The sequence below is a fragment of the Streptomyces sp. NPDC093225 genome, assembly GCF_044753805.1.
In the GTDB taxonomy this organism is placed as follows: domain Bacteria; phylum Actinomycetota; class Actinomycetes; order Streptomycetales; family Streptomycetaceae; genus Streptomyces.
Window position 1 is genome coordinate 118,063 of the sequence record NZ_JBIVNX010000019.1, and the last position, 19,904, is coordinate 137,966.

The following is a 19,904-nucleotide window of genomic DNA, read 5'->3' on the forward strand; positions in this document are numbered from 1 at the left end:
TCACGCCGCGGCCGCGGCCGGCTCGTACCGCGTCCAGGACGGGCGCGGCACCTTGTAGACGAAGCTGACGGCGGTACGGGGCTCCGAAGCCGTCGTGTTGGGCGCCGAGCGGTGCACCACCGTGCCGTCGAACATGACGGCCGAGCCGGGGTCCAGCGGAACGGCGACCGGCGCGACCGTGCGGGGCAGGTGCGCCTCCGCGATGTGCGGCTCGACCGCCGTGGCCAGCGGCGCCTCGCCCGGCAGCCGCTCCCGGTCGCCGCTGTGCGGGAACAGCCCGAGCACGTGGGAACCGGGGATGAACTCGAGGCAGCCGTTGCGCGTGGTCGCCGGCTCGAGCGCGATCCAGATCGTCACGATGCCGTACTCGTCGGAGCTGAAGCCGGGCGGTGCGAAGGCGATGTCCTGGTGCCAGGGCTTGGCCGAGCCCACGACCGGCGGTTTGGCCCACAGGAACGCGTTGACCAGCTCGCCCGGGACGCCGATGCCCCGGGCCACCGGCCCGTCGGCCAGGCCCAGCGCGCGCTGCACGGCGTCGAACTCCGGTACGTGCTCGTGGATCCGGTCGGCCGACCGGAGCACCCCCTTGAGGGCGCCGGTGCCCTGCTGCCAGGCCGCCCATCCGCCGACGCCGGGCGCCTCGAGGACGAACTCCCCGCCGGAGGCCGTGCGGTCGGCGGCGAGCTCCTCGATCCGGCCGACCGCACGCCGGAGCCGGGCGAGCGCGTCGCCGGTCGCGAGGCCCGGAAGCTGCGTGAACCCGTTCTCCCGTATGTCTCGGGAAGCGGTGTCAACCATTCTTTCCTCCCTTTCTGAACGTCAAGATCGCGGTGAACCTGGCCGAAGGTTATCGAAGAATGCTCTTTTCCGGGTTCACCGTTGCGGTGCCTTACCGGTCCTGCATTAGTGTTTGAGTCGTGAGGCCGACAAGCCGCACAAACGCCGACTCAAATCACCGCGAAGAAGGGAGTGCCAAATGAGCGACCGTGACTTCATCGAGACCCGTGACGCCAAGCAGGAGTGCTCCAAGTGGTAATCCGCTGAGCAGCGAATTTAGCCGCCCGTACGGAAAGCATTCCGTACGGGCGGCTCGTCGTCCGAGAGAGGTAGAGATGGTAGGTAATCGGGTTTCAGACGTCGTCGAGATACCCGCCGACATGCTGGTGATCGACGAATCCACCGATGCCCGCTACTGGGCGTCGGTGCAGCGCGTCGTCGACCTGGCCGAGGAGAAGGGCCGGGCCGCCGACGGGATACCGCTGCTGGCGGGCCTCGTGGTCGCCCACCCCGAGTGGCCGGTGCGGGCCGGCGCGGTGCGGCTGCTGGCCGCGCACCACGCGGGCGACCCCGCGGCCGACACCGCCGTGGCCGCCGCGACGCACGACACGGTCGACTGGGTCGCGTTCACCGCGCTCAAGGTCATCACGGAGCACCGGATCGCCGCCGCCGTCCCCGACCTCATCCGCATCTCCGGCTGGCCCAGCAACTTCACCCGCCCCGACTGGGCGCGCAAGCCCGTCGGTTGCGGCGCCGCGCTCACCAAGCGGGCCCTGATCGCCATCTTCGGCACCCGTGACCCCGCCGAACTCCGCCGTCTGGAAGACGAGTACTTCACGGACATGCGCGCCCGGGTCGACGCCGTCCGCAAGCGCCCCCGCGGCAACGACGACGTCGTCCTCGTGCCGGCCGGTCCGGCGATCATCGGTGCGGACGAGCAGCCCGACGCGTTCCGCATGGCGCAGGACGACACCACGCTGCGCGCGGTGGACGTGCCCGCCTTCTTCATCGACCGCACCACCGTGACCAACGCCCGCTACCGCGCGTTCCTCGACGAGGTCGGCGACTCCGGCGAGTTCGACCACCCCGACCAGCCGCTCGAGCGGTCGCACCGCCCCGCGCACTGGCACGACCCGCGCTTCAACGCACCCGACCTCCCGGTCGTGGGCATCGACTGGTACGACGCCCACGCCTTCGCGAAGTGGGCCGGCGGCGCGCTGCCCAGCGAGGTCCAGTGGGAGAAGGCCGCGCGCGGCGTCGACGGCCGCCGCTTCCCGTGGGGCGAGGACTGGGACCCCGGCCGGGTGAACTACGTCGAGCGCTCGTTCGGCCAGGCCGTGGCCGACCTCGACTCCCTCGAAGCGCTCCTCGTCACCATCGAGCAGGGGGAGAACCCCGCCCACCCGGTGCTGGCCGCGGACGCCCTCCCCGAGGGCGCCAGCCCGTACGGCGTCCTGCAGATGTCGGGCAACGTCTGGGAGCTGACCCGGACCAACTTCTACACCGGCGAGGACATGGACCCCTTCTTCAAGGGCCGCCACCCGCTGGACTTCATGAACCGCAAGGAAGCCTTCCACGTCCTGCGCGGCGGCACCTTCACCTCGCCGCCGGCCTGCCTGACGACCTTCTACCGCGGCAAGGACCTGATCACCGACCGCCACATGGAGGTCGGCTTCCGCTGCGTGTACGAGGGGAACGACTGATGCGCCTGACCTCGCTCGGCCACGCGGCCGTGCTCATCGAGACGGGGACGGAGCGGATCCTCTTCGACCCGTGGCTCACCCAGCGCCTGGACCGCTTCTGGGAGCACCACCCGGCGCTGCCGGACGACCTGGTCCGCACGGTGCTCGACGAAGGCGTCGACTACGTGGTGCTCAGCCACCACCACTACGACCACCACCACTTCCCCTCCCTGCTGCGCCTGGTCGACGGCGCCGACGTCGACTTCGACGACAGCCCGCGCCAGAGCTCCGAGGTCACCTGCGTCTACCCGGCCGGACCGGTGCCGCCGACGCTGACCGCCTCGGGCCTGGGGCACCAGGCGATCTCCTGGACGCTGCGCCGCTTCGGCTTCGAGCGGCTGCGCCCGGTGACGCCGGGCGACACGCTCACCACCCCGGGCGGGACGGTCCTGCGGACGTTCCCCTCGGCCGTGTCGTTCCCCGAGATGAGCGTGCTGGTGCAGACCGCCGACGCGACCGTCATGCTGTGCGGCGACGCACTGCTGCACGACGACACCGTCGCGGCCTTCGAGCGCGACGACGCGCCGCGGGTCGACGCCGTGTTCGTCCCCGCCCACAGCATCTCGCCGCCCGGCGTGCTCACCGAGCGCCGTCCGCTGACCGACTCCGACGCGGTCCGCGCCCGTGCTGTCTCGAACTTCGACCGGTACATCGCCTCGATCCCCGCGACCGTGACCGTGCCCTCCTCGTTCGGCTGGCGCATCAGCGGCGACGGCGAGCGCGACTACTCCTGGTGCAACAAGACGATGTTCCCCTTCACCCCGGTCCAGGCCCTGCACCGCCTGGACGAGCTGGGCCGCGACGGCCTGCTGTGGGGCCCCGGCCAGGTGATGGAGGTGGCGCACGGCAAGGCCGCCCTGGTCGACGGGCCGGTCGCGCCCGACGGGTACGACTTCGACGAGGTCTACTCCGCGATCACGCTCGACCCGGACACGCCCGTGCCGCCGTTCGACGCCTCGCTCGACCGGTGCGGCCGCCAGACCCGCGGCGCCGACGACCTGCTCCGCGACCTGCTGGACCGGCTCGTGGCGACGGACTACTGGTACCGGGCGCTGGACGACGGCGCCGGACGGCACGTCGTCTCGCTGTACGGGGACGACGGCGCCGAGACCGCCTTCCTGCTCGACCCCGTCGCGGACCGGGTCACCCTGCTGGGCCCGGGTCCCGCCCGCAGCCACGTCACCGGCGCGGAGGGCTGGACCGAGATGGCGGCCAGCACGCTGGAGGCCATGCTCGGCGGCGACCTCCTGATCGGAAGCTCCTACGGCCTGTGGGCCAGCAACGGCCTGCTGCTCTCCGCGGTCTTCCACCACCCGTCGTTCTACGTGCGCCACGTCGAGCGCGCGCTGCAGGAGGCGAGCGAGGCATGAGCGCCCCGGTCGTGCTCGATCACGAGAGCACCTGTCTGCGCGGCAACCCGCTCGGCGACCCCACCCGGCGCCGCATCGAGGTGCACCTGCCGCCCGGCTACGACGGCGTCCGGCGCTTCCCGGTCGTCTACTGGCTGCCCGGGTACGGCGCCAACCCCAGCCTCACCCACAAGCCGCTCGCCTTCGGCGCGACCGTTGCCGACCGGCTCCGCGAGGCGATGAAGGACGGCCGCGTGCCGCCCGCGCTGCTCGTCGTGCCCGACTGCACCACCTCCTACGGCGGCTCGCAGTACATCGACTCCGCCGCCTCCGGCGCGTACGGCGGCTACCTCGCCGAGGTCGTCGCCGAGGTGGACGCGCGGTTCGCGACCCGGCCGGAGCCGGCCTGGCGCGCCATCGGCGGCAAGTCCAGCGGCGGCTACGGCGCGCTCGTCGCGGGCATGACCTGCGACCTGTTCGGGTCGGTCGTCGCCTGCTCGCCCGACGCCGGCTTCGAGCACAGCTACCTGCCGCTGCTGCCCCGCACCCTCGACACCGTCCGGGCGGCCGGCGGCGTCGAGGCGCTGCTGGCCCGCCGGGACAGCGGCCCGCACGACGTCCCCTTCATGGTCGCGATGAGCATCATCGCGATGGGCATGTGCTACGCCGACGACCCCCGGACCACCGCGTCGGACGCGCTGCCGTGCGACCCCGTGACGGGCGTGTTCCGCGACGACGTGTGGCAGCGCTGGCTCACCCACGACCCGGTCCGGATGCTCCCCGCGCACGCCGACCGGCTCGCCGGACTCGGCCTGCTGCACCTCAGCGTCGGCGAACGCGACGAGTACGGCATGCACTGGGGCGCCCGCGCGCTGCACGCAGCCCTCGACGCGCACCGGGTCCCGCACCACTACCGCGAGCACGAGGGCGGGCACGCGGGCATCGAGTACGTCTACGCCGAGGCTCTGGCAGGGCTCTGGAAGGTGTGGGGGGAACCGGAGGGTGACGCATGTGCGGCATAGCGGGCTTCATCAGCTTCGAGGGGCGGCGCGATCCCGACTGGCTGGACGCGCTCGGCCGGACCATGACCGGTGCCATGGCGCACCGCGGCGAGGCGGCCAACGCCCCGTACGTCTCGCCCTGCGGCACCGTCATGCTGTGCGCGACGCGGCTGGCCGTGCGCGACCGCAGCCACGCCGGCGACCAGCCGATGACCGACCCCAGCGGGCGGATCGTGCTGGTGCACAACGGCGAGGTCTACGGCTCCCGTGCGCCGGCGCCGCCGCTGTGGCCGCGCCGCACCACCTGTGACACCGAGTTCGCGCTCCAGCAGGTCTGCCGCGAGCCCGACCCGGCCGCCGCGCTGGAGCCGCTGGACGGCATGTTCGCCCTCGCCTGGCACGACACCTGGACGGGGCGCGTGGTGCTGGCCCGCGACCACTTCGGCGTGAAGCCGCTGTTCTACGCGCACGTCGACGGCGGCCTGATCTTCGCGTCGGAGCAGGGGGTGCTGCTCAGCACCGGCCTCGTCACCCCCGAGGTGGACCCGCAGGAGTACCTGCTCCGCTCCTGGATCCGGATGGACGCCGCGGACGACCGCACCTGGCTGCGCGGCATCGAGAGCCTGCCGCCCGCCCAGTACCTCGTCATCGACCGCCCCCGCGCGACCAAGCACCGCTACTGGCATCCCGGGGCGGTGGACGACCCGATCGAGCCCGAGGAGATCAGGGCCGCCTTCGACCGGGCGATCGCGCAGCGGTCGGTCTCCGACGTCCCCCGGGCGGCGGTGCTCAGCGGCGGTGTCGACAGCACGGCGATCGTCGCGGGCCTGACCGGCCTGGGACTGCCCGTCGACGGGTACGTGGTGCGCTACCAGGACGGCATCGGCGGCTCGGGCGACGACGTCGCGTACGCCACCGAGGCCGCCGAGCGCCTGGGCGTCCCGCTGACCGTCCTCGACCTCGACCGGCACGCCGCCGCCGCCCTGCTGCCGGTCCTGCCCACCCGGTTGATGCGGCCGCTGCTGCACGGCGCCGAGCTGGCGATGCACCAGCTCTACGGGGCCATCGCGGCCGACGGGAACGTGGTCGTCTACTCCGGCCACGGAGCCGACGAGTTCTGGGGGTACCAGGACGGCCGGTACTTCCCCGTCGTCGACCCGTACGCGCCCACGTTCATCCACGGGCGCCACTACCTGACGCACCGCCTGCACGCCGACGAACGCCCGGTCTGGGCCCGGCTCGTCGAGTGGATGGCGCACGAGCTCGACGTCGACATGAAGACCGTGACCGACCAGGTGTGGGAACGCACCATGGCCGAGTACCGGGCGCTCAAGACGGCGTCGCCGCTCAAGCGCGGCCGGCACCACCTCATGCGCCGCTTCCTGGTCTACGTCAACGACATGGTGGACGCCACGTCGTCGACCTTCACCCTGGAGGACCGGCCCGTCTTCCAGGACGTCACCCTCGCCGAGCTGGCCTTCCGCTGCCCCGAGCACCTGAAGGACACCAACAAGCCCGGCACCCACAAGGGGCTGCTGAAGGCCGCGCTCGCCGACCTGCTGCCCGAATCGGTGCAGCAGCGCCGCAAGCAGGGCTTCCCGACCCCCACCGACCCCCGTTACGTCCGCCAGCTGACCGACCTGGCCGACGAGCTCGGCACCCCCTTCGGGCTGCCGCGCCTGCCGGACGGGCTCCGTGCCGAGCTGGGCGTCGGCGAATGGATGTTCCTTGCCTCAAGCTCCGCCTGGCTCGACCACCTCGCGGAGCTCCGAACCGACCCGAGGAGTCACGGTGAGCAGTCCCGTCCCCCACTGGCGCTGGCGCATCCTGGACAGCGCGGCCGATCTTGACCCGGTACCGCCGGTGATCACGGAGGAGCTCGCCCAGGACTCGTGCAACTTCGTGGTGTGGCGGCCGTCCGGACTGCCCGCGGGCTGCGACACGAGCACCGGCACGATCCGGCGCGAGGCGCCCCCCGGACGCGTCGAGGCCGAGGGCCGCAGCCCCTGGAGCGACGCCAACCCGTCCGGCTACCGCACCGAGATCTCCGGCGGCGGACGCCGGCTGCGGCTGAAGCAGTTCCTGTACGACTGGGCGTTCCCCGCCGCGGACCACCCGTGCCTGTGGGGCAGCGAGACCCGGCCGTACGGGATCGGCGAGGGCAGGGTCGTCTGGCTCGGCACCGACTACATGGGCCACCGGGCCGGCAGCGCCCGCATGGCGCGCACCACGGTCGAGCTCTCCGTGCTGGAGGGGGAGTTCACCGACGACGAGCTCGTCGCGTTCTTCGCCGCGCTGCGGCCGGCCGTACCGGAGGCGGTGCCGAGGGTGCTGGCCACCCCGTTCGCCGAGCTGAGCTACTGGGCCCGGCAGCCGGCCGAGATGGTGTCGGTGCCCACCGGCGTCTTCTCCTTCCACCGGCGCGGGCGGGAGCACGAGGGCGACTGGGTCGCGTCCGGGGAGCTCACCGCCTTCCTCACCGGGCAGGGAGTGCCGGTGTCGGCCGGGGAGTTCCGCGCCGACAGCGCCGCGACGTTCGGCGACGGTGCCGCCGTCCGCGAGCTCGACGTCGTCTACGCCTCCGCGTCCGGCGGCGAGCTGCGCCTGACGGTGCAGCGCACCGGGGGCGGGCGCCTGGTGTTCCCGCCGGAGCGGGACAAGCACCCCGCCACCGACGAGCTGCTGGACCTCGACGGCCGCCCGCTGCACCTGGGCTACTCGGACGCCGAGTTCGGCGCCTGCGACGCCTGGTGGCAGCACCCCGACGGCTACGAGCTCAGGCTGCTGGGCAGCTCCGGCACGGGCCTGGGGCGGGACGCCTTCCTCGGCCTGGTCGCCGAGATCGACGCCGGGCTGCGGCTGGGCGGCCGTGCCGGGACGCTGGGATGACCGCGGTCGGACGCGCGGTCCTCGACCCCGCCACCGGGCGCGCCGTCGCCCACGTACCGGACACGTCCGGGCCCGGCGTCGCCGATGCCGTGGCCCGGGCGGCGTCGGCGTTCCACGACGGCTGGGCCGACACCTCCCCGGCCCACCGCTCCGGCCACCTGCGCGAGCTCGCCGCCCTGCTGCGTGCGGACCGCGACGCCTTCGCGGCCCTCGAGCAGCGCGACACGGGCAAGCCCACGGCCCGCGCCGTCGGAGAGGTCGAGTTCGCCGCCCAGGCGGTCGACTGGTTCGCGACGGCGGCCCGGTACCCGGTGGGCGAGACCTACCCGGCCGGCCCCGGCATGCGCACGTACACCGACCGCGTGCCGGTCGGGGTGTGCGCGGCCATCGCCCCGAACAACTACCCGCTCCTGCTGGCCGTCTGGAAGATCGCCGCGGCCCTCGCGTACGGCAACACCATGGTCGTCAAGCCGGCGCCCGAGACACCGCTGTCGACCCGCAGGCTGGTCGAGCGCGCCGCCGAGGTGCTCCCCGACGGCGTGCTCACCGCCGTCTACGGCGGAGCCGACACCGGCCGGCTGCTGTGCGACCACCCGGCCGTCGGCATGGTCTCCTTCACCGGGTCGACGGCGGCGGGGCGCGAGGTCGCGCGACGCTGCGCGGACGGCCTCAAGCCCGTCTCGCTGGAGCTCGGCGGCAAGAGCCCCGTGGTCGTCTTCCGCGACGCCGACCTCGACGAGGCCGCCCGCGCGGTCGTCACGGGCTTCACCGGCAACACCGGCCAGGTGTGCGTGGCCGGGACGCGCCTGATCGTCGACCGGGCCGTGCACACCGAGTTCGTCGGCCGCGTGGCCGAACTGGCCGCCGGCCTCCGCGTCGGCCTGCCGGAGGATCCCGCCACCGACCTCGGCCCGCTGATCAGCCGGGCGGCCGTCGACCGCGCGGCCGAGATGGTCGACGAGGCGGAGGTCCGGGGCGCGAAGGTCATCGTGCCGCCCGGCCGTGCCGGGCTCCGCCACGACCTCGGCGACGGCTTCTTCGTCAACCCGGTCATCCTGGACGGCCCGCCGTACGACAGCCGCGCCTGGCGCGAGGAGATCTTCGCCCCCGTGCTGTCGGTGGCGGCGTTCGACACCGACGCCGAGGCCCTGGCGCTCGCCCACGACACGGCGTACGGCCTGTCGGCGTCCGTGTGGACCTCGGACGCCCACCGGGCCGAGCGCTTCGGCCGGGCCCTGCGCGCCGGCATGGTGTGGGTCAACACCTGGGGCGACACCGAGGAGACGGTCAGCGTCTCGGGTCTCGGCCAGTCCGGGTACGGGCGTGAACTGGGCATCCACGCGGTGGAGGGCTACACCAGGCCCCGCGCCGTCTGGGTGGCCCACCGGGCGCAGGGGTAGGCCGCGATGACGCCCGCCGACCCCCGGCTCGACTTCCGCAGCGACACCCGTACCGTGCCCGACGCCCGGATGCGCGCGGCGATGACCGCGGCCGAGGTCGGGGACGACGTGTACGGGGACGACCCCACGGTCGCGCTCCTCGAAGCACGGGTGGCCGACCTGCTCGGCACCGAGGCCGCGCTGCTCACGCCCACCAGCACCATGGCGAACCTGCTCGCCTCGCTCGCCGCAGCCGGTTCCTGGGGACCGCGCGGAGCTCCGCGGCTGGTCGTCGGCGAGGACACCCACATGGCCTTCCTCGAGGGGGACGGCCTGCGCACCTTCGCCGGGGTCGAGCTGCTGCCGGTGGCGCAGCGCCCCGACGGCCTGCCGGACCTGGACGCCGTGGACGAGGTGCTCGCCGGCGGGGGCGGCCGGCCCGCCGTGGTCTGCCTCGAGAACACGAGCATGATGCGCTCGGGCAACGCCCTCGACGCCGCGGCGACCGGCGCCCTGGCCGACCTGGCCCACCGGTACGGCGCCCACGTCCATCTCGACGGTGCCCGGCTGGCGAACGCGGCCGTGGCGCTCGGGGTCCGTCCCGCGGAGCTGGCGGAGCCCGCGGACAGCGTCGCCTTCTCCGTCTCCAAGGGGCTCGGCGCGCCGGTCGGCGGGCTGCTGTGCGGGACGCAGGCGTTCGTCGCGCGCGCCCGCGGACTGCGGACCGAGCTGGGCGGGTCCATGCACCAGGCGGGTGTCCTGGCGGCGCCCGCCCTCATCGCGCTGGAGCGCGTGCCCGAACTGGCGGCCGACCACGCCACGGCCGCCGCGCTCGCCACCGGCTTCGCGACGGTGCCCGGCGTCGAGCTGATGCGCCCGCCGCGGCCGACCAACATGGTCATGGCGCGTCTGGCCGGGCTGACCCCGGAGCAGTGCGCCGCCCGCCTCGCCGGCCACGGGGTGCGCGTGCTGCCCCTGCCCAACGGCTTCGTGCGCTTCGCGGTGCACCGGGCACACGACATGATCGGAGTGCGTGCGGCCGTCAGTGCGCTGGCGGCCGTCGCGGCCACCGCGCCGGTGGCCCGTACGACGACCGCGGGAGCCCTCTCCGGACGGGGGCTCTCCACGACACGGACGGAGGAAGCATGACTGCTGTGCCAGCGCGCGGGCTCGAAGAACGGGTGGAGGACACTCGCAAGAGACTGGAGAACGACGTCGACCTCTGGGTCGCTTCGGCGGGCGCCGGGAGCGGTGCCTACCTCCTCCCGCTCTCGTTCCTCTGGGACGGGACCGCCCTCCTCGTCTCGACCCCGCGCGCCTCGGTCACCGGTCGCAACCTGCTGGCCGACGGCCGGGTGCGCGTCGGCCTCGGCCTGACGCGCGACGTCGTGATCGTCGACGGCGACGCGGAGCCGGTGGACGTCGCCGACCTCGGGGAGACGGCGGATGCCTTCGCCGCCAAGACCGGGTTCGACCCCCGCGAACTCGACGAGGCCTACCAGTACTTCCGCATCCGGCCCCGGCGCATCCAGGCCTGGCGGGAGGTCAACGAGCTGGCCGGACGCACGCTGATGCGCGACGGCGCCTGGCTCGGCTGAGCAACCGGGCGGAGCCTCGGGGGCGCCCTGGAAGAACCCTGGAGGAACCCCGGAGGAACGCCTTCCTCCGAGGCGCGGAGTCGGCCGGTCACCCACGTGACCGGCCGACGGCCGTTCGGAGTCCAGTCGTTCTTGACCAGGGTTGCGGATGACGTTGTCACGCTGTGGGGGAACAGCCATCTGAATTCTGGAAGGGCGAACATGACGTCAATCGAGGTTCCGGTCCTGATCGTGGGCGGCGGCGGGTGCGGCCTGTCCGCCTCCGTGTTCCTCTCCGACCAGGGCGTCGACCACCTGCTGGTGGAGCGGCACGCGGACACGTCGAGGGTGCCGAAGGCGCACTACCTCAACCAGCGCACCATGGAGATCTTCCGCCAGCACGGTGTCCGCGATGACGTCTTCGCGGAGGCGGCGCCGCTGGACAAGTTCGGCAAGGTGCGCTGGGCGACCACGTTCGCTGGTGACGGGCCGCTGGACGCCCGCCAGATCCATGAGATGGACGCCTTCGGCGGTGGCGAGCTGACGGAGAAGTACGCGGCGGCCAGCCCGGAACTGCCCTCGAAGCTGCCGCAGATGTGGCTGGAGCCGATCCTGCGCCGGCACGCGGAGCAGCGGAACCCGGGGCGGATCCTCTTCAGCCACGAGGTGCTCGACTTCTCCGACGAGGGTGACCACGTCACCGCCGAGGTGCGCAACCTCGAGACCGGCGAGGTCATCACGGTCAAGGCGCAGTACCTCCTCGGCGCCGACGGCGGCCGCTTCGTCGGCAACAAGGTCGGCATCCAGATGCAGGGCCCGCCGAGCGACGTCAACACCACCACCGTGTACTTCTCCGCGGACCTGTCGCAGTGGTGGGAGGAGGGCACGCTCATCACGCACTACCTCAGCCCGGAGGACCCCGACCTCTCCGTCAACCTGATCGAGATGGGTCCGAGCTGGGGCAAGGCCTGCGAGCAGTGGGGCCTGCACATGGCCCCCGGCCCGGCCGGCCGCTGGGACAACGAGACGGTCGTCGACCGCATCCGTGAAGTGCTGAAGGTGCCGGACCTCGAGGTGACCGTGCACAAGGTCACGGACTGGATCGTGAACGCGATCCTCGCCGACAAGTACCGGGTCGGCCGGGTGCTGATCGCCGGCGACGCCGCGCACAAGCAGCCGCCCGCCGTGGGTCTCGGCCTCAACACCGGCATCCAGGACGCGCACAACATCGCGTGGAAGCTGGCCGCGGTACTGGGCGGCAGCGCGCCCGACAGCCTGATCGACACCTACGAGGCCGAGCGCCGGCCCGTCGGCCGCGAGAACGTCGACTGGGCCGTCTCCGCCGCCCAGCACCACCAGGTGGTCATCGACGCCATCGGCGGCGGCCACAACATCCCGGCGGGGCGCCGCGGCCAGCGTCTGGCGGCGTACTTCGACCCGTCCCCGCTCGGCGACACCGTGCGGGCGCGGGCCCTGGAGGTGTTCCACACCCACCGCGGCGGCTGCCAGTCGTTCGAGATGGAGGTCGGCTTCGCCTACGAGGACGGCGCGGTGATCTCCGACGGCACCGAGCGCCCGGCCCGCGTCCCGATGCGCGACGAGCACACGCCGACGTCGCGCCCGGGCCACCGGCTGCCGCACGCCTGGATCACCAAGGACGGCGAGCGCCTGTCCACCCTCGACCTGACGGGCCGGACCGGCTTCACGCTGATCGCCGGCCCGGAGGGCACGGCGTGGACCGAGGCGGCCGCCCGCGTGGCGGAGAAGTTCTCCGTCCCGGTCAACGCGGTCCGCATCGGCGACGGCGGCGAGTACGCCGACGTGGACGGCGGCTGGGAGGCCGTCCGGCAGATCACCGGTGGCGGCGCGCTGCTGGTCCGTCCCGACCAGCACGTGGCCTGGCGCAGCACCGGCGCCGCCGAGGACGCGGAGCAGGCGCTGACGGAGGTCTTCGCCACGATCCTGGACCGCTGACCCGGTCGGGGAAACGGTCGGAGATCCGGTCGGAGATCCGGTCAGGGATTCGGTCAGCGGTCCGATCGCTGAACGGATCGCTGACCGGATCTTCTGGTTCCGAGACGAGGACCGCCCGTTCCGCGACGCGGAACGGGCGGGACGGGGAGCGGAACGGGCAAGACGAGAAGGGGCCGTGCCCGATCGGGCACGGCCCCTTCTCGTGCGCCGCGAGCGGCGCGGATGCCGGGTCCACCGGAGCGATCACTTCGGATCACTCCGGTGGACCCGGCTCACCCTCAGGCCGCGACGGAGGAGGCGGCGGCCGCCTTCCGCACGACGGGGAGGATCTGGTCGACGGCCCGGCGCGAGGTCATCATGCAGACACCGACGCCCACGCCGTCGTACACCGCACCGCACACCGCGAGTCCGGGCTGGGTCGCCACGGCCTCACGGATCTGCCGCACCCGGTCCACGTGGCCGACCGTGTACTGCGGCAGGGCGCTCTCCCAGCGGCTGACGCGGGTCGCCACCGGGGCACCGGTCACGCCGGTGGCCTCGGCGAGTTCGGCCGTCGCCAGCTTGATCAGGTCGGCGTCGTCGAGCTGGAGCAGGTGCTCCTCGCCGAACCGTCCGATCGAGCAGCGCACGATCTCCACCTCGCTCGCCAGGTGCGGCCACTTCACCGTGGTGAACGTGACCTCCTTGACGGCCTTGCCCTCCTCCGCCGGCACCCGGTAGCCGGCGTAGCCGCGGCCCGTGAGGCCGCCGGGGAACGCCCCCTTCGGGAAGGCGAGCGTGACCATGGCCACGCTGGAGTACGGCACCTCGGAGAGGGCCGAGACGGCGGAGCCCGTACCGGGGACGCCGGCCAGCAGGCTGCCCGTCGGGCCGGCCGGGGTGGCGATGACGACCGCGTCGGCCTCGAGGACCTCCGCGTCGGCGCCCGACCCGACGGTCACCCGCCAGCCGTCACCGCTGCGCGCCAGCTCACGGACGGTGGCGCCGGTGCGCAGGGCCGTGTCCGGCGCGGCGTCCAGCACCTGCTGGATGATCGCCGCGGGCAGCGTGCCGAAGCCGCCCTCGATGGTGGCGACGCTGATCGGAGGGAGCTTCTCGCCCTCCTGGAGCTGCGGCACCAGCGAGCCGGCCGCGTCCGCGAGCGAGATGTGGTCGCGGGAGGCGCGCGCCAGCGGGGTCAGGGTGGCCTCGAACGACAGGTCCGAGGCACGCCCGGCGAACACACCGGCGAGGAACGGCTCGACGAGGCGGTCCACGACCTCCTGGCCGAACCGGCCGCCGACGAAGGAGGCGACCGAGATGTCGCCCTCCAGGTCGAAGGAGGGCAGCACGAGGTCCTGCCGCGCCCGCTCCACGCCCTCGGCGGACAGCACGCCGGACCGCGCGAGGTCGTCCATGTCGCAGGGCACACCCATGAACTGGCGGTCGGGCTGGTGCTTGATCGCACCCTGGGTCCAGATCGCCGACGCGGTGACGGGGCCGGCGGACACGATCTGCTCGCCGAGCCCCGCCTCCTTGATCAGGCCGGTGGTCTTCTTGCGGTTGGCGTACAGCGACTCGGCGCCCTCGTCGACCGGAACCCCCGCCACGTCGGAGACCAGCAGCTTTCCGCCCAGCCGGGACGAGCCCTCGAGGAGCGTCACGCGCACCGGCTCGTTCCGCAGGTGGAACGCCGCCGCCAGCCCCGAGATCCCGCCACCGACGATGACCACGTGGGGCTTACCGCTCGCCTGAGCCTGTTCGCTCCCAGTCATTCCACCAGCTCCTTCATGCATGGTTACGGTGTTGTAAGGCCCGTGCGGGCGACGACGGTCGGCACCGAGCAGGCGTGGGCAGTCTGGTCGGTCGCCCCGGAACCCGGGTGGAGGGCGCCTAGAAGGCGCACCGGTCCTTCGCGATTTCTCCCCGGTCGGCCGTTCAACCGCTGACTTTCGGCGTTTGAACAAGGAGTTCCGGACGGCACCATCGGAGGTGCCCGGGCGTTTGCGTTTCATACCGTGAACGTATTAATTCATTCCTCGAAAACCGGGCGCACGACGTTCCGCTCGCCGCCTCCGCGTATCCGGCGAAGTGGCGTTCCGGGAAGCGGAACCCGGGCCTCACGAAAGGAAAAGACGTGCCGTTCGAGAAGGTCGCGCTCATCACGGGCGCCAACAAGGGCATCGGATTCGCCATCGCGCGGCAACTCGGCGAGCAGGGGATCACCGTCGTCGTCGGCGCCCGGGACGAGGCGCTCGGCAAGCAGGCCGCCGACGCGCTGGCGGACGACGGCGTCACCGCCGTGCCGCTCCGGATCGACGTGACCGACGCGGCCTCCGTGGAGGAGGCCGCCGGCGAGATCGAGCGGCGGTTCGGGCGCCTGGACATCCTGGTGAACAACGCCGGCATCGCGGGCGGCTTCACCGGGGCGCCCAGTGAGGCGACCGCCGCCGACCTGCGGGAGGTCTACGAGACCAACGTGTTCGGGGTGGTCACCGTGACCCACGTGATGCTGCCGCTGCTGCGCCGTTCCCCGGCCGGCCGCATCGTCAACCTGTCGAGCCACGTGGGCTCGTTGACCCTGGGTTCGGCTCCGGGCGGCCCCCTCGCGGGCCTCAGCATGATCGCCTACCAGTCCTCGAAGACCGCCCTGAACGCGGTGACCCTCGCGTACGCCAAGGAGCTGCGGGAGACCCCGATCAAGGTCAACGCGGCGCTCCCCGGAGTGGTGGCGACCGACATCAACCACCACCGCGGGCAGCGGTCACCCGCCGAGGGCGCGGCGATCGCCGTCCGGCTCGCCACGCTGGACGAGGCCGGTCCGTCGGGCCAGTGCCTGGCGGACGACGGCCCCGTGCCGTGGTAGCGGGGACGTCACCGAGGAGAGGAACGGCGTTGCGCCGGATCACGATCGGCGAGCTCGACACCATCATGCGCGCGTGCGCGGTCGGGGCCGAGGGCACGCCGGGGATCGAGCAGGCGCCCGACCGTCCGTTCGGCGACCTGGGGTACGACTCCCTCGCGCTGCTGGAGACCTGCAGCCGGATCGAGCGGGACTTCGACGTCGTGTTCTCCGAGGACGGGCTCGGCGGGATCACCACCGCGCGGGAGCTCGTCGAGCTCGTCAACTGGCTGCTGCAGCTGAAGGAGGAGCGGGCGGCCTGATCCCGCGAGGGATCGAGGCCGTTCGCGGCCATCACACCCGATAGCCGGGCCGGGCGAGGCCCGGCGGGCACAAGACATGGAGGCAGACAGTGGCTGCAGAGACGATCCTGGTGACGGGCGGCACCGGCCGGCAGGGCGGGGCGACCGCCCGCGACCTGCTGCGCCGCGGATTCAGCGTGCGCGCCCTGGTCCGCGACCCGCAGAAGGCGGAGGCGCGGGCGCTGGAGGAGGCGGGCGCGGTCCTCGTCCGCGGTGACATGGACGACGAGGCGTCGCTGGACGCGGCGATGGAGGGCGTGTACGGCGTCTTCAGCGTGCAGACCTTCCGGGGCGCCGGCGGCGTCGAGGCCGAGATCCGCCAGGGCAAGGCGGTGGCCGACGCCGCGGTGCGCGCCGGGGTGAAGCACTTCGTCTACAGCTCGGTCGGCGGTGCGGACCGGGACACGGGCGTCCCGCACTTCGAGAGCAAGCTGGTGGGCGAGCAGTACCTGGCGACGCTCGACCTGCCGGCCACGGTGCTGCGGCCGGCGATGTTCCACGACATCCTCCTCGACATCGCCCCGCGCCCGATGGGGGGCGAGCTCGTGCTGGCCATGTGGCTCGACCCCGAGACCCCGGTGCAGATCATCGCGACGAGCGACATCGGCGCGTTCGCCGCGGACGCCTTCGAGAACCCGGAGGCCTGGCTCGGCCGGACGGTCGACATCGCCGGCGAGGAGCTGACCGGGCCGCAGATGGCCGCGGCGTTCGGGGCCGCCGCCGGCATCCCCACCCGCTTCCAGCAGCTGCCCATCGAGCCGCTGCGCGCGGGCCGCCCGGACCTCGCCAACATGTTCGACTGGTTCGAGCGCGAGGGCTTCCAGGCCGACCTGCCCGAACTGCGCAAGGGCAGGCCGAACCTGGTCTCCCTGGAGGCGTGGCTGAAGGACAACTGGACGCCCCCGGTGGTCGCGGCGCGCGCCTGACGCCGCAGCCGGCCGGGGGAGGCGCCGGGACTCAGGCGAAGATCGGGTTCCGGGTCCGGGTGCGCTTGAGCTCGAAGAACCCGTCGGTCTCGGCCACCGCGAGCACCCCGTCCCAGAGCTTCACCGCGGCCTCCCCCCGCGGCGTGGGCGTCACCACGGGGCCGAAGAAGGCCACGTCCCCCACGGCGATGACGGGGGTGCCCACATCGGTGCCGACGCGGGCGATGCCGTCCTGGTGCGAAGCGCGCACCGCGGTGTCGAACGCGTCGGCACCGGCCGCGTCGGCCAGGGCGGGATCGAGGTCCGCGGCGGCCAGCGCCGCCGCGTAGGTGGCCCGCTCCTTGGGCGCCTTCTCGAGGTGGAACCGGGTGCCGAGTTCGGTGTACAGCCGGCCCAGCACTCCGGATCCGTACGCGTGCTCGGCGGCGGCGCAGACCCGTACCGGTTCCATCCGCAGGGCCAGGTCGCGGTGCCAGCGCTCGTCCAGGTCCGCGCGTCCCTCGTTGAGCACCGTCAGGCTCATGATGTGCCAGCGGACGTCCAGCGGCCGTCGCTCCGCGACCTCCAGGACCCACCGGGATGTCATCCAGGCCCAGGGGCAGGTCGGGTCGAACCAGAAATCCACCGGGGTCGGGGTGTCGTGCGCCAACGTCGGCCTCCTCAAGGCGACTGCAAGGTCGCGGTCGGCACAGCCTGACAAGCGAGGTCGGATTCCCGGTCGAGCGTCAGTAGAGGTGGGCTCCGTTCAAATGCGAGATTTCCCCGGTTGAACATGCGCGTCAAGAATTCGAGAAACCCGGTCGGTTGCGGCGGGGAGAAGCGTCGACCTATCGTCTGGATTCCGCAAAAAGACACTCCGAGGGGAAAGCGATGTCCGCATCGGCCGAGGTCCGCGACCAGTCGGATTCCTACGCGCTGCTCGAACTGATCCAGGGTGCCGTCATCACCCAGGCGATCTCCGTCGCCGCCAGGCTCGGCATCGCGGACGTGCTCGCCGACGCGCCGCTGTCCGCCGAGGACATCGCCCTGCGGGTCGAGTCCGACCCGCAGGCGACCCACCGGCTCCTGCGCGCCCTGTCCGGCCACGGGATCTTCGCGGTCCGTCCGGACGGCCGGTACGAGAACACCGCCCTGTCCGACAAGCTCCGCGAGGACGCGCAGGACTCGATGCGCAAGTTCGCCGTGCTGATGAGCGACCCCCTGCTGCACGAGGAGTGGGGCCACCTGCTCACCACCGTGCGGACCGGCGAGGCCAACCTGCCCAAGCTGCGCGGCATGAGCACGCTGGACTTCTTCCACGCGAACCCCGCCTACGCCGCGACCTTCTTCCAGGCGTTCGGCAAGGTCTCGGAGTCGGAGACCGACCCGGTCCTGGCCGCCTACGACTTCTCGCAGTTCCGCACCGTCGTGGACGTCATCGGCGGCCGCGGCTACCTCCTGGCGGGCGTCCTCCAGCAGGCACCGGACGCCAAGGGCGTGCTGTACGACTTCGAGATCGCGACCGTGGACTCGGCCTCGCTCTTCGAGGAGGCCGGCGTCGCGGACCGCTACACCGTCGAGCACGGCAGCTACCTCGGCAAGCTGCCCGAGGGCGCCGACGCGTACCTGTACAAGCGCATCATCCACAACTTCTCCGAGGAAGACGCCCTGACCGCCCTGCGCAACGCACGCGAGGCGATCGGCCCCGACGGCAAGCTGCTCTGCATCGAGTACCTGCTCCCCGAGAACAACGAGCGCCACATCGGCCACACCATCGACCTCTGGCTGATGCTGATGATCGGCTCCCAGGACCGCACGCTCGCGCAGTACACCGAGCTGTTCGCCAAGGCGGGCTTCCGGATCACCAGGGCGATCCCCACCACCTCACCGATCTCGATCATCGAGGCGATCCCGGTCTGACGGCCCCGCCCGACGCCGTTCCACCTTCCAGCGCACCCTCATCACACAGGAGAACTCCCGATGGCTCCACGGATGGACAACCCCTCCCTGGTCGTTCCCGGCGCCCTGCAGCCCCTGCTCGACCTGTCCGAGGTCATCGGCAAGGTCGGCGTACCGCAGTCGACCCTCGACTTCATCCGGCTGCGCGTCGCCTCGCTCAACGGCCGGGTCTACACCTTCCCGACCGAGCCCGCCGACAAGCGCCTGCCCCAGGTGGACTCGTGGCGGACCGAGCCCTCCTTCACCGACGCCGAGCGCGCCGCGCTGGAGCTGGCCGAGGCCGTCACCCTGCAGACCGACGCCGCGAACGCGCCGACGGACGAGGTCTGGGCGAGCGCCGCCAAGCACTACACCGACGTGCAGCTCGGCGCCCTGGTCATGCACATCAGCCTGGTCAACTTCTGGAACCGGGTGAACGTCGCCACCCACCAGGACGACGCGGTCTGGCGCTGAGGAAGAGGACACACCGTGCTGAAGCTCATCAACGCCGGCCTGGGCAGGACCGGCACGACCTCACTCCAGATGGCCCTGGAGCGGCTCGGTCTCGGCCCCTGCTTCCACATGTTCGACGTCGTCGACGACGACGAGCGCCTCGCGCAGTGGGAGCGGGTCGTCTGCGACGGCGAGCGCCCCGACTGGGCCGCGCTGTACGACGGCTACGCCTCCGCGGTGGACGGTCCCTCCACCGTCTACTACCAGCAGATCGCCGAGGCGCTCCCCGAGGCCAAGGTGATCCTCACGGTGCGCGACGCCGAGGGCTGGTACAAGAGCACGTACGACACGCTGTACCAGTTCGCGCTGCGGACCATGGCGCACCCGCCCGAGCCCGGCTCGCGGCAGGCCCGGCTGTTCCGCGTGGTCAACGCCCTGGTCTGGGACGGCCTCTTCGGCGGCCGGTTCGAGGACAAGGACCACGCCATCGAGGTCTACCACCGGCACACCGAGGACGTCGTGCGCGCCCTCGGCGCGGACAACGTCCTCGTCTTCGACGTGAAGCAGGGGTGGGAGCCGCTGTGCGCGTTCCTCGGGGTCGAGGTCCCCGAGGAGGAGTTCCCGCGCTCCAACAACTCCGAGTCCATGCGCCAGCGGATAGCCCAGGCCGCCGGCGCCGGCCCGGTCTCCGCCGGCTGAGTCCCCGCGTCCTTCGACGCCCCTGAGCGCGCCCGTGG

At 72.5% G+C, this 19,904-nt stretch carries 18 protein-coding genes; 15 read left to right on the forward strand and 3 right to left on the reverse strand.

Translation table 11 applies throughout. From position 1 onward, the window contains the following. A complete protein-coding gene (locus tag ACIQCH_RS19415; protein WP_402582364.1) occupies positions 1–798 on the reverse strand; it encodes a phytanoyl-CoA dioxygenase family protein in 798 nt (265 codons plus the stop codon). A 359-nt stretch (positions 799–1,157) separates the two neighbouring features. Between ACIQCH_RS19415 and ACIQCH_RS19420 the strand changes: the two genes are divergently transcribed. From ACIQCH_RS19420 to ACIQCH_RS19460, 9 genes are all read left to right on the forward strand, one after another. Further along, complete coding sequence (locus ACIQCH_RS19420; RefSeq protein WP_402582366.1) at positions 1,158–2,480, forward strand: formylglycine-generating enzyme family protein; 1,323 nt, start codon at positions 1,158–1,160, stop codon at positions 2,478–2,480. Beyond that, positions 2,480–3,889, forward strand: coding sequence for an MBL fold metallo-hydrolase (locus ACIQCH_RS19425; protein WP_402582368.1), 1,410 nt, complete (start codon positions 2,480–2,482; stop codon positions 3,887–3,889). Before ACIQCH_RS19420 ends, ACIQCH_RS19425 begins: the two co-directional genes overlap by 1 nt. After that, on the forward strand, positions 3,886–4,890 hold the full coding sequence (locus ACIQCH_RS19430) for an alpha/beta hydrolase-fold protein (protein ID WP_402582369.1): 1,005 nt from the start codon (positions 3,886–3,888) through the stop codon (positions 4,888–4,890). Before ACIQCH_RS19425 ends, ACIQCH_RS19430 begins: the two co-directional genes overlap by 4 nt. After that, entirely contained in the window at positions 4,878–6,719 is a 1,842-nt protein-coding gene (locus ACIQCH_RS19435; RefSeq protein ID WP_402582371.1) for an asparagine synthetase B family protein, read from the forward strand. Before ACIQCH_RS19430 ends, ACIQCH_RS19435 begins: the two co-directional genes overlap by 13 nt. After that, positions 6,661–7,758: a hypothetical protein gene (locus tag ACIQCH_RS19440; protein ID WP_402582373.1), complete on the forward strand. Its 1,098-nt coding sequence runs from the start codon at positions 6,661–6,663 to the stop codon at positions 7,756–7,758. The genes ACIQCH_RS19435 and ACIQCH_RS19440 overlap by 59 nt, the downstream gene beginning before the upstream one ends. Further along, entirely contained in the window at positions 7,755–9,158 is a 1,404-nt protein-coding gene (locus ACIQCH_RS19445) for an aldehyde dehydrogenase family protein (protein ID WP_402582374.1), read from the forward strand. Before ACIQCH_RS19440 ends, ACIQCH_RS19445 begins: the two co-directional genes overlap by 4 nt. A 6-nt stretch (positions 9,159–9,164) precedes the next feature. Next, positions 9,165–10,286, forward strand: a complete 1,122-nt coding sequence (locus ACIQCH_RS19450; RefSeq protein WP_402582376.1) for a threonine aldolase family protein — start codon at positions 9,165–9,167, stop codon at positions 10,284–10,286. Next, on the forward strand, positions 10,283–10,735 hold the full coding sequence (locus ACIQCH_RS19455) for a pyridoxamine 5'-phosphate oxidase family protein (RefSeq protein WP_402582378.1): 453 nt from the start codon (positions 10,283–10,285) through the stop codon (positions 10,733–10,735). The genes ACIQCH_RS19450 and ACIQCH_RS19455 overlap by 4 nt, the downstream gene beginning before the upstream one ends. Before the next feature lie 201 nt (positions 10,736–10,936). Next, complete coding sequence (locus ACIQCH_RS19460) at positions 10,937–12,688, forward strand: FAD-dependent monooxygenase (RefSeq protein WP_402582380.1); 1,752 nt, start codon at positions 10,937–10,939, stop codon at positions 12,686–12,688. Positions 12,689–12,966: 278 nt separating this feature from the next. On the opposite strand, the gene hemG is transcribed toward ACIQCH_RS19460, so the two are convergent. Continuing rightward, positions 12,967–14,442 carry a protoporphyrinogen oxidase gene (gene hemG, locus ACIQCH_RS19465; protein WP_402582382.1) on the reverse strand — a complete coding sequence of 492 codons (1,476 nt, stop codon included), beginning with the start codon at positions 14,440–14,442 and terminating at the stop codon, positions 12,967–12,969. A gap of 362 nt (positions 14,443–14,804) precedes the next feature. On the opposite strand from hemG, the gene ACIQCH_RS19470 reads away from it, so the two are divergent. The 3 genes from ACIQCH_RS19470 (at position 14,805) to ACIQCH_RS19480 (ending at position 16,797) form a co-directional block, all read left to right on the forward strand. Then, complete coding sequence (locus tag ACIQCH_RS19470) at positions 14,805–15,533, forward strand: SDR family oxidoreductase (RefSeq protein WP_402582384.1); 729 nt, start codon at positions 14,805–14,807, stop codon at positions 15,531–15,533. Positions 15,534–15,562: 29 nt separating this feature from the next. Then, on the forward strand, positions 15,563–15,832 hold the full coding sequence (locus tag ACIQCH_RS19475) for an acyl carrier protein (protein ID WP_402582386.1): 270 nt from the start codon (positions 15,563–15,565) through the stop codon (positions 15,830–15,832). Positions 15,833–15,921: 89 nt separating this feature from the next. Continuing rightward, complete coding sequence (locus tag ACIQCH_RS19480; RefSeq protein ID WP_402582387.1) at positions 15,922–16,797, forward strand: NmrA/HSCARG family protein; 876 nt, start codon at positions 15,922–15,924, stop codon at positions 16,795–16,797. A gap of 31 nt (positions 16,798–16,828) precedes the next feature. Here the strand turns inward: ACIQCH_RS19480 and ACIQCH_RS19485 are convergent, their stop codons facing one another. Next, positions 16,829–17,446, reverse strand: a complete 618-nt coding sequence (locus ACIQCH_RS19485; protein ID WP_402582389.1) for a disulfide bond formation protein DsbA — start codon at positions 17,444–17,446, stop codon at positions 16,829–16,831. 221 nt (positions 17,447–17,667) lie between these two features. Here ACIQCH_RS19485 and ACIQCH_RS19490 point away from each other — a divergent pair, with 221 nt between their 5' ends. Genes ACIQCH_RS19490 through ACIQCH_RS19500 form a run of 3 tightly spaced genes read left to right on the forward strand, consistent with a single transcriptional unit; the run spans position 17,668 to position 19,866 of the window. Further along, entirely contained in the window at positions 17,668–18,696 is a 1,029-nt protein-coding gene (locus ACIQCH_RS19490; protein WP_402582391.1) for a methyltransferase, read from the forward strand. Between the two features lie 60 nt (positions 18,697–18,756). Continuing rightward, positions 18,757–19,188: a carboxymuconolactone decarboxylase family protein gene (locus ACIQCH_RS19495; RefSeq protein ID WP_402582392.1), complete on the forward strand. Its 432-nt coding sequence runs from the start codon at positions 18,757–18,759 to the stop codon at positions 19,186–19,188. 15 nt (positions 19,189–19,203) lie between these two features. After that, positions 19,204–19,866, forward strand: coding sequence for a sulfotransferase family protein (locus tag ACIQCH_RS19500; RefSeq protein WP_402582393.1), 663 nt, complete (start codon positions 19,204–19,206; stop codon positions 19,864–19,866). Positions 19,867–19,904: the final 38 nt, after the last annotated feature.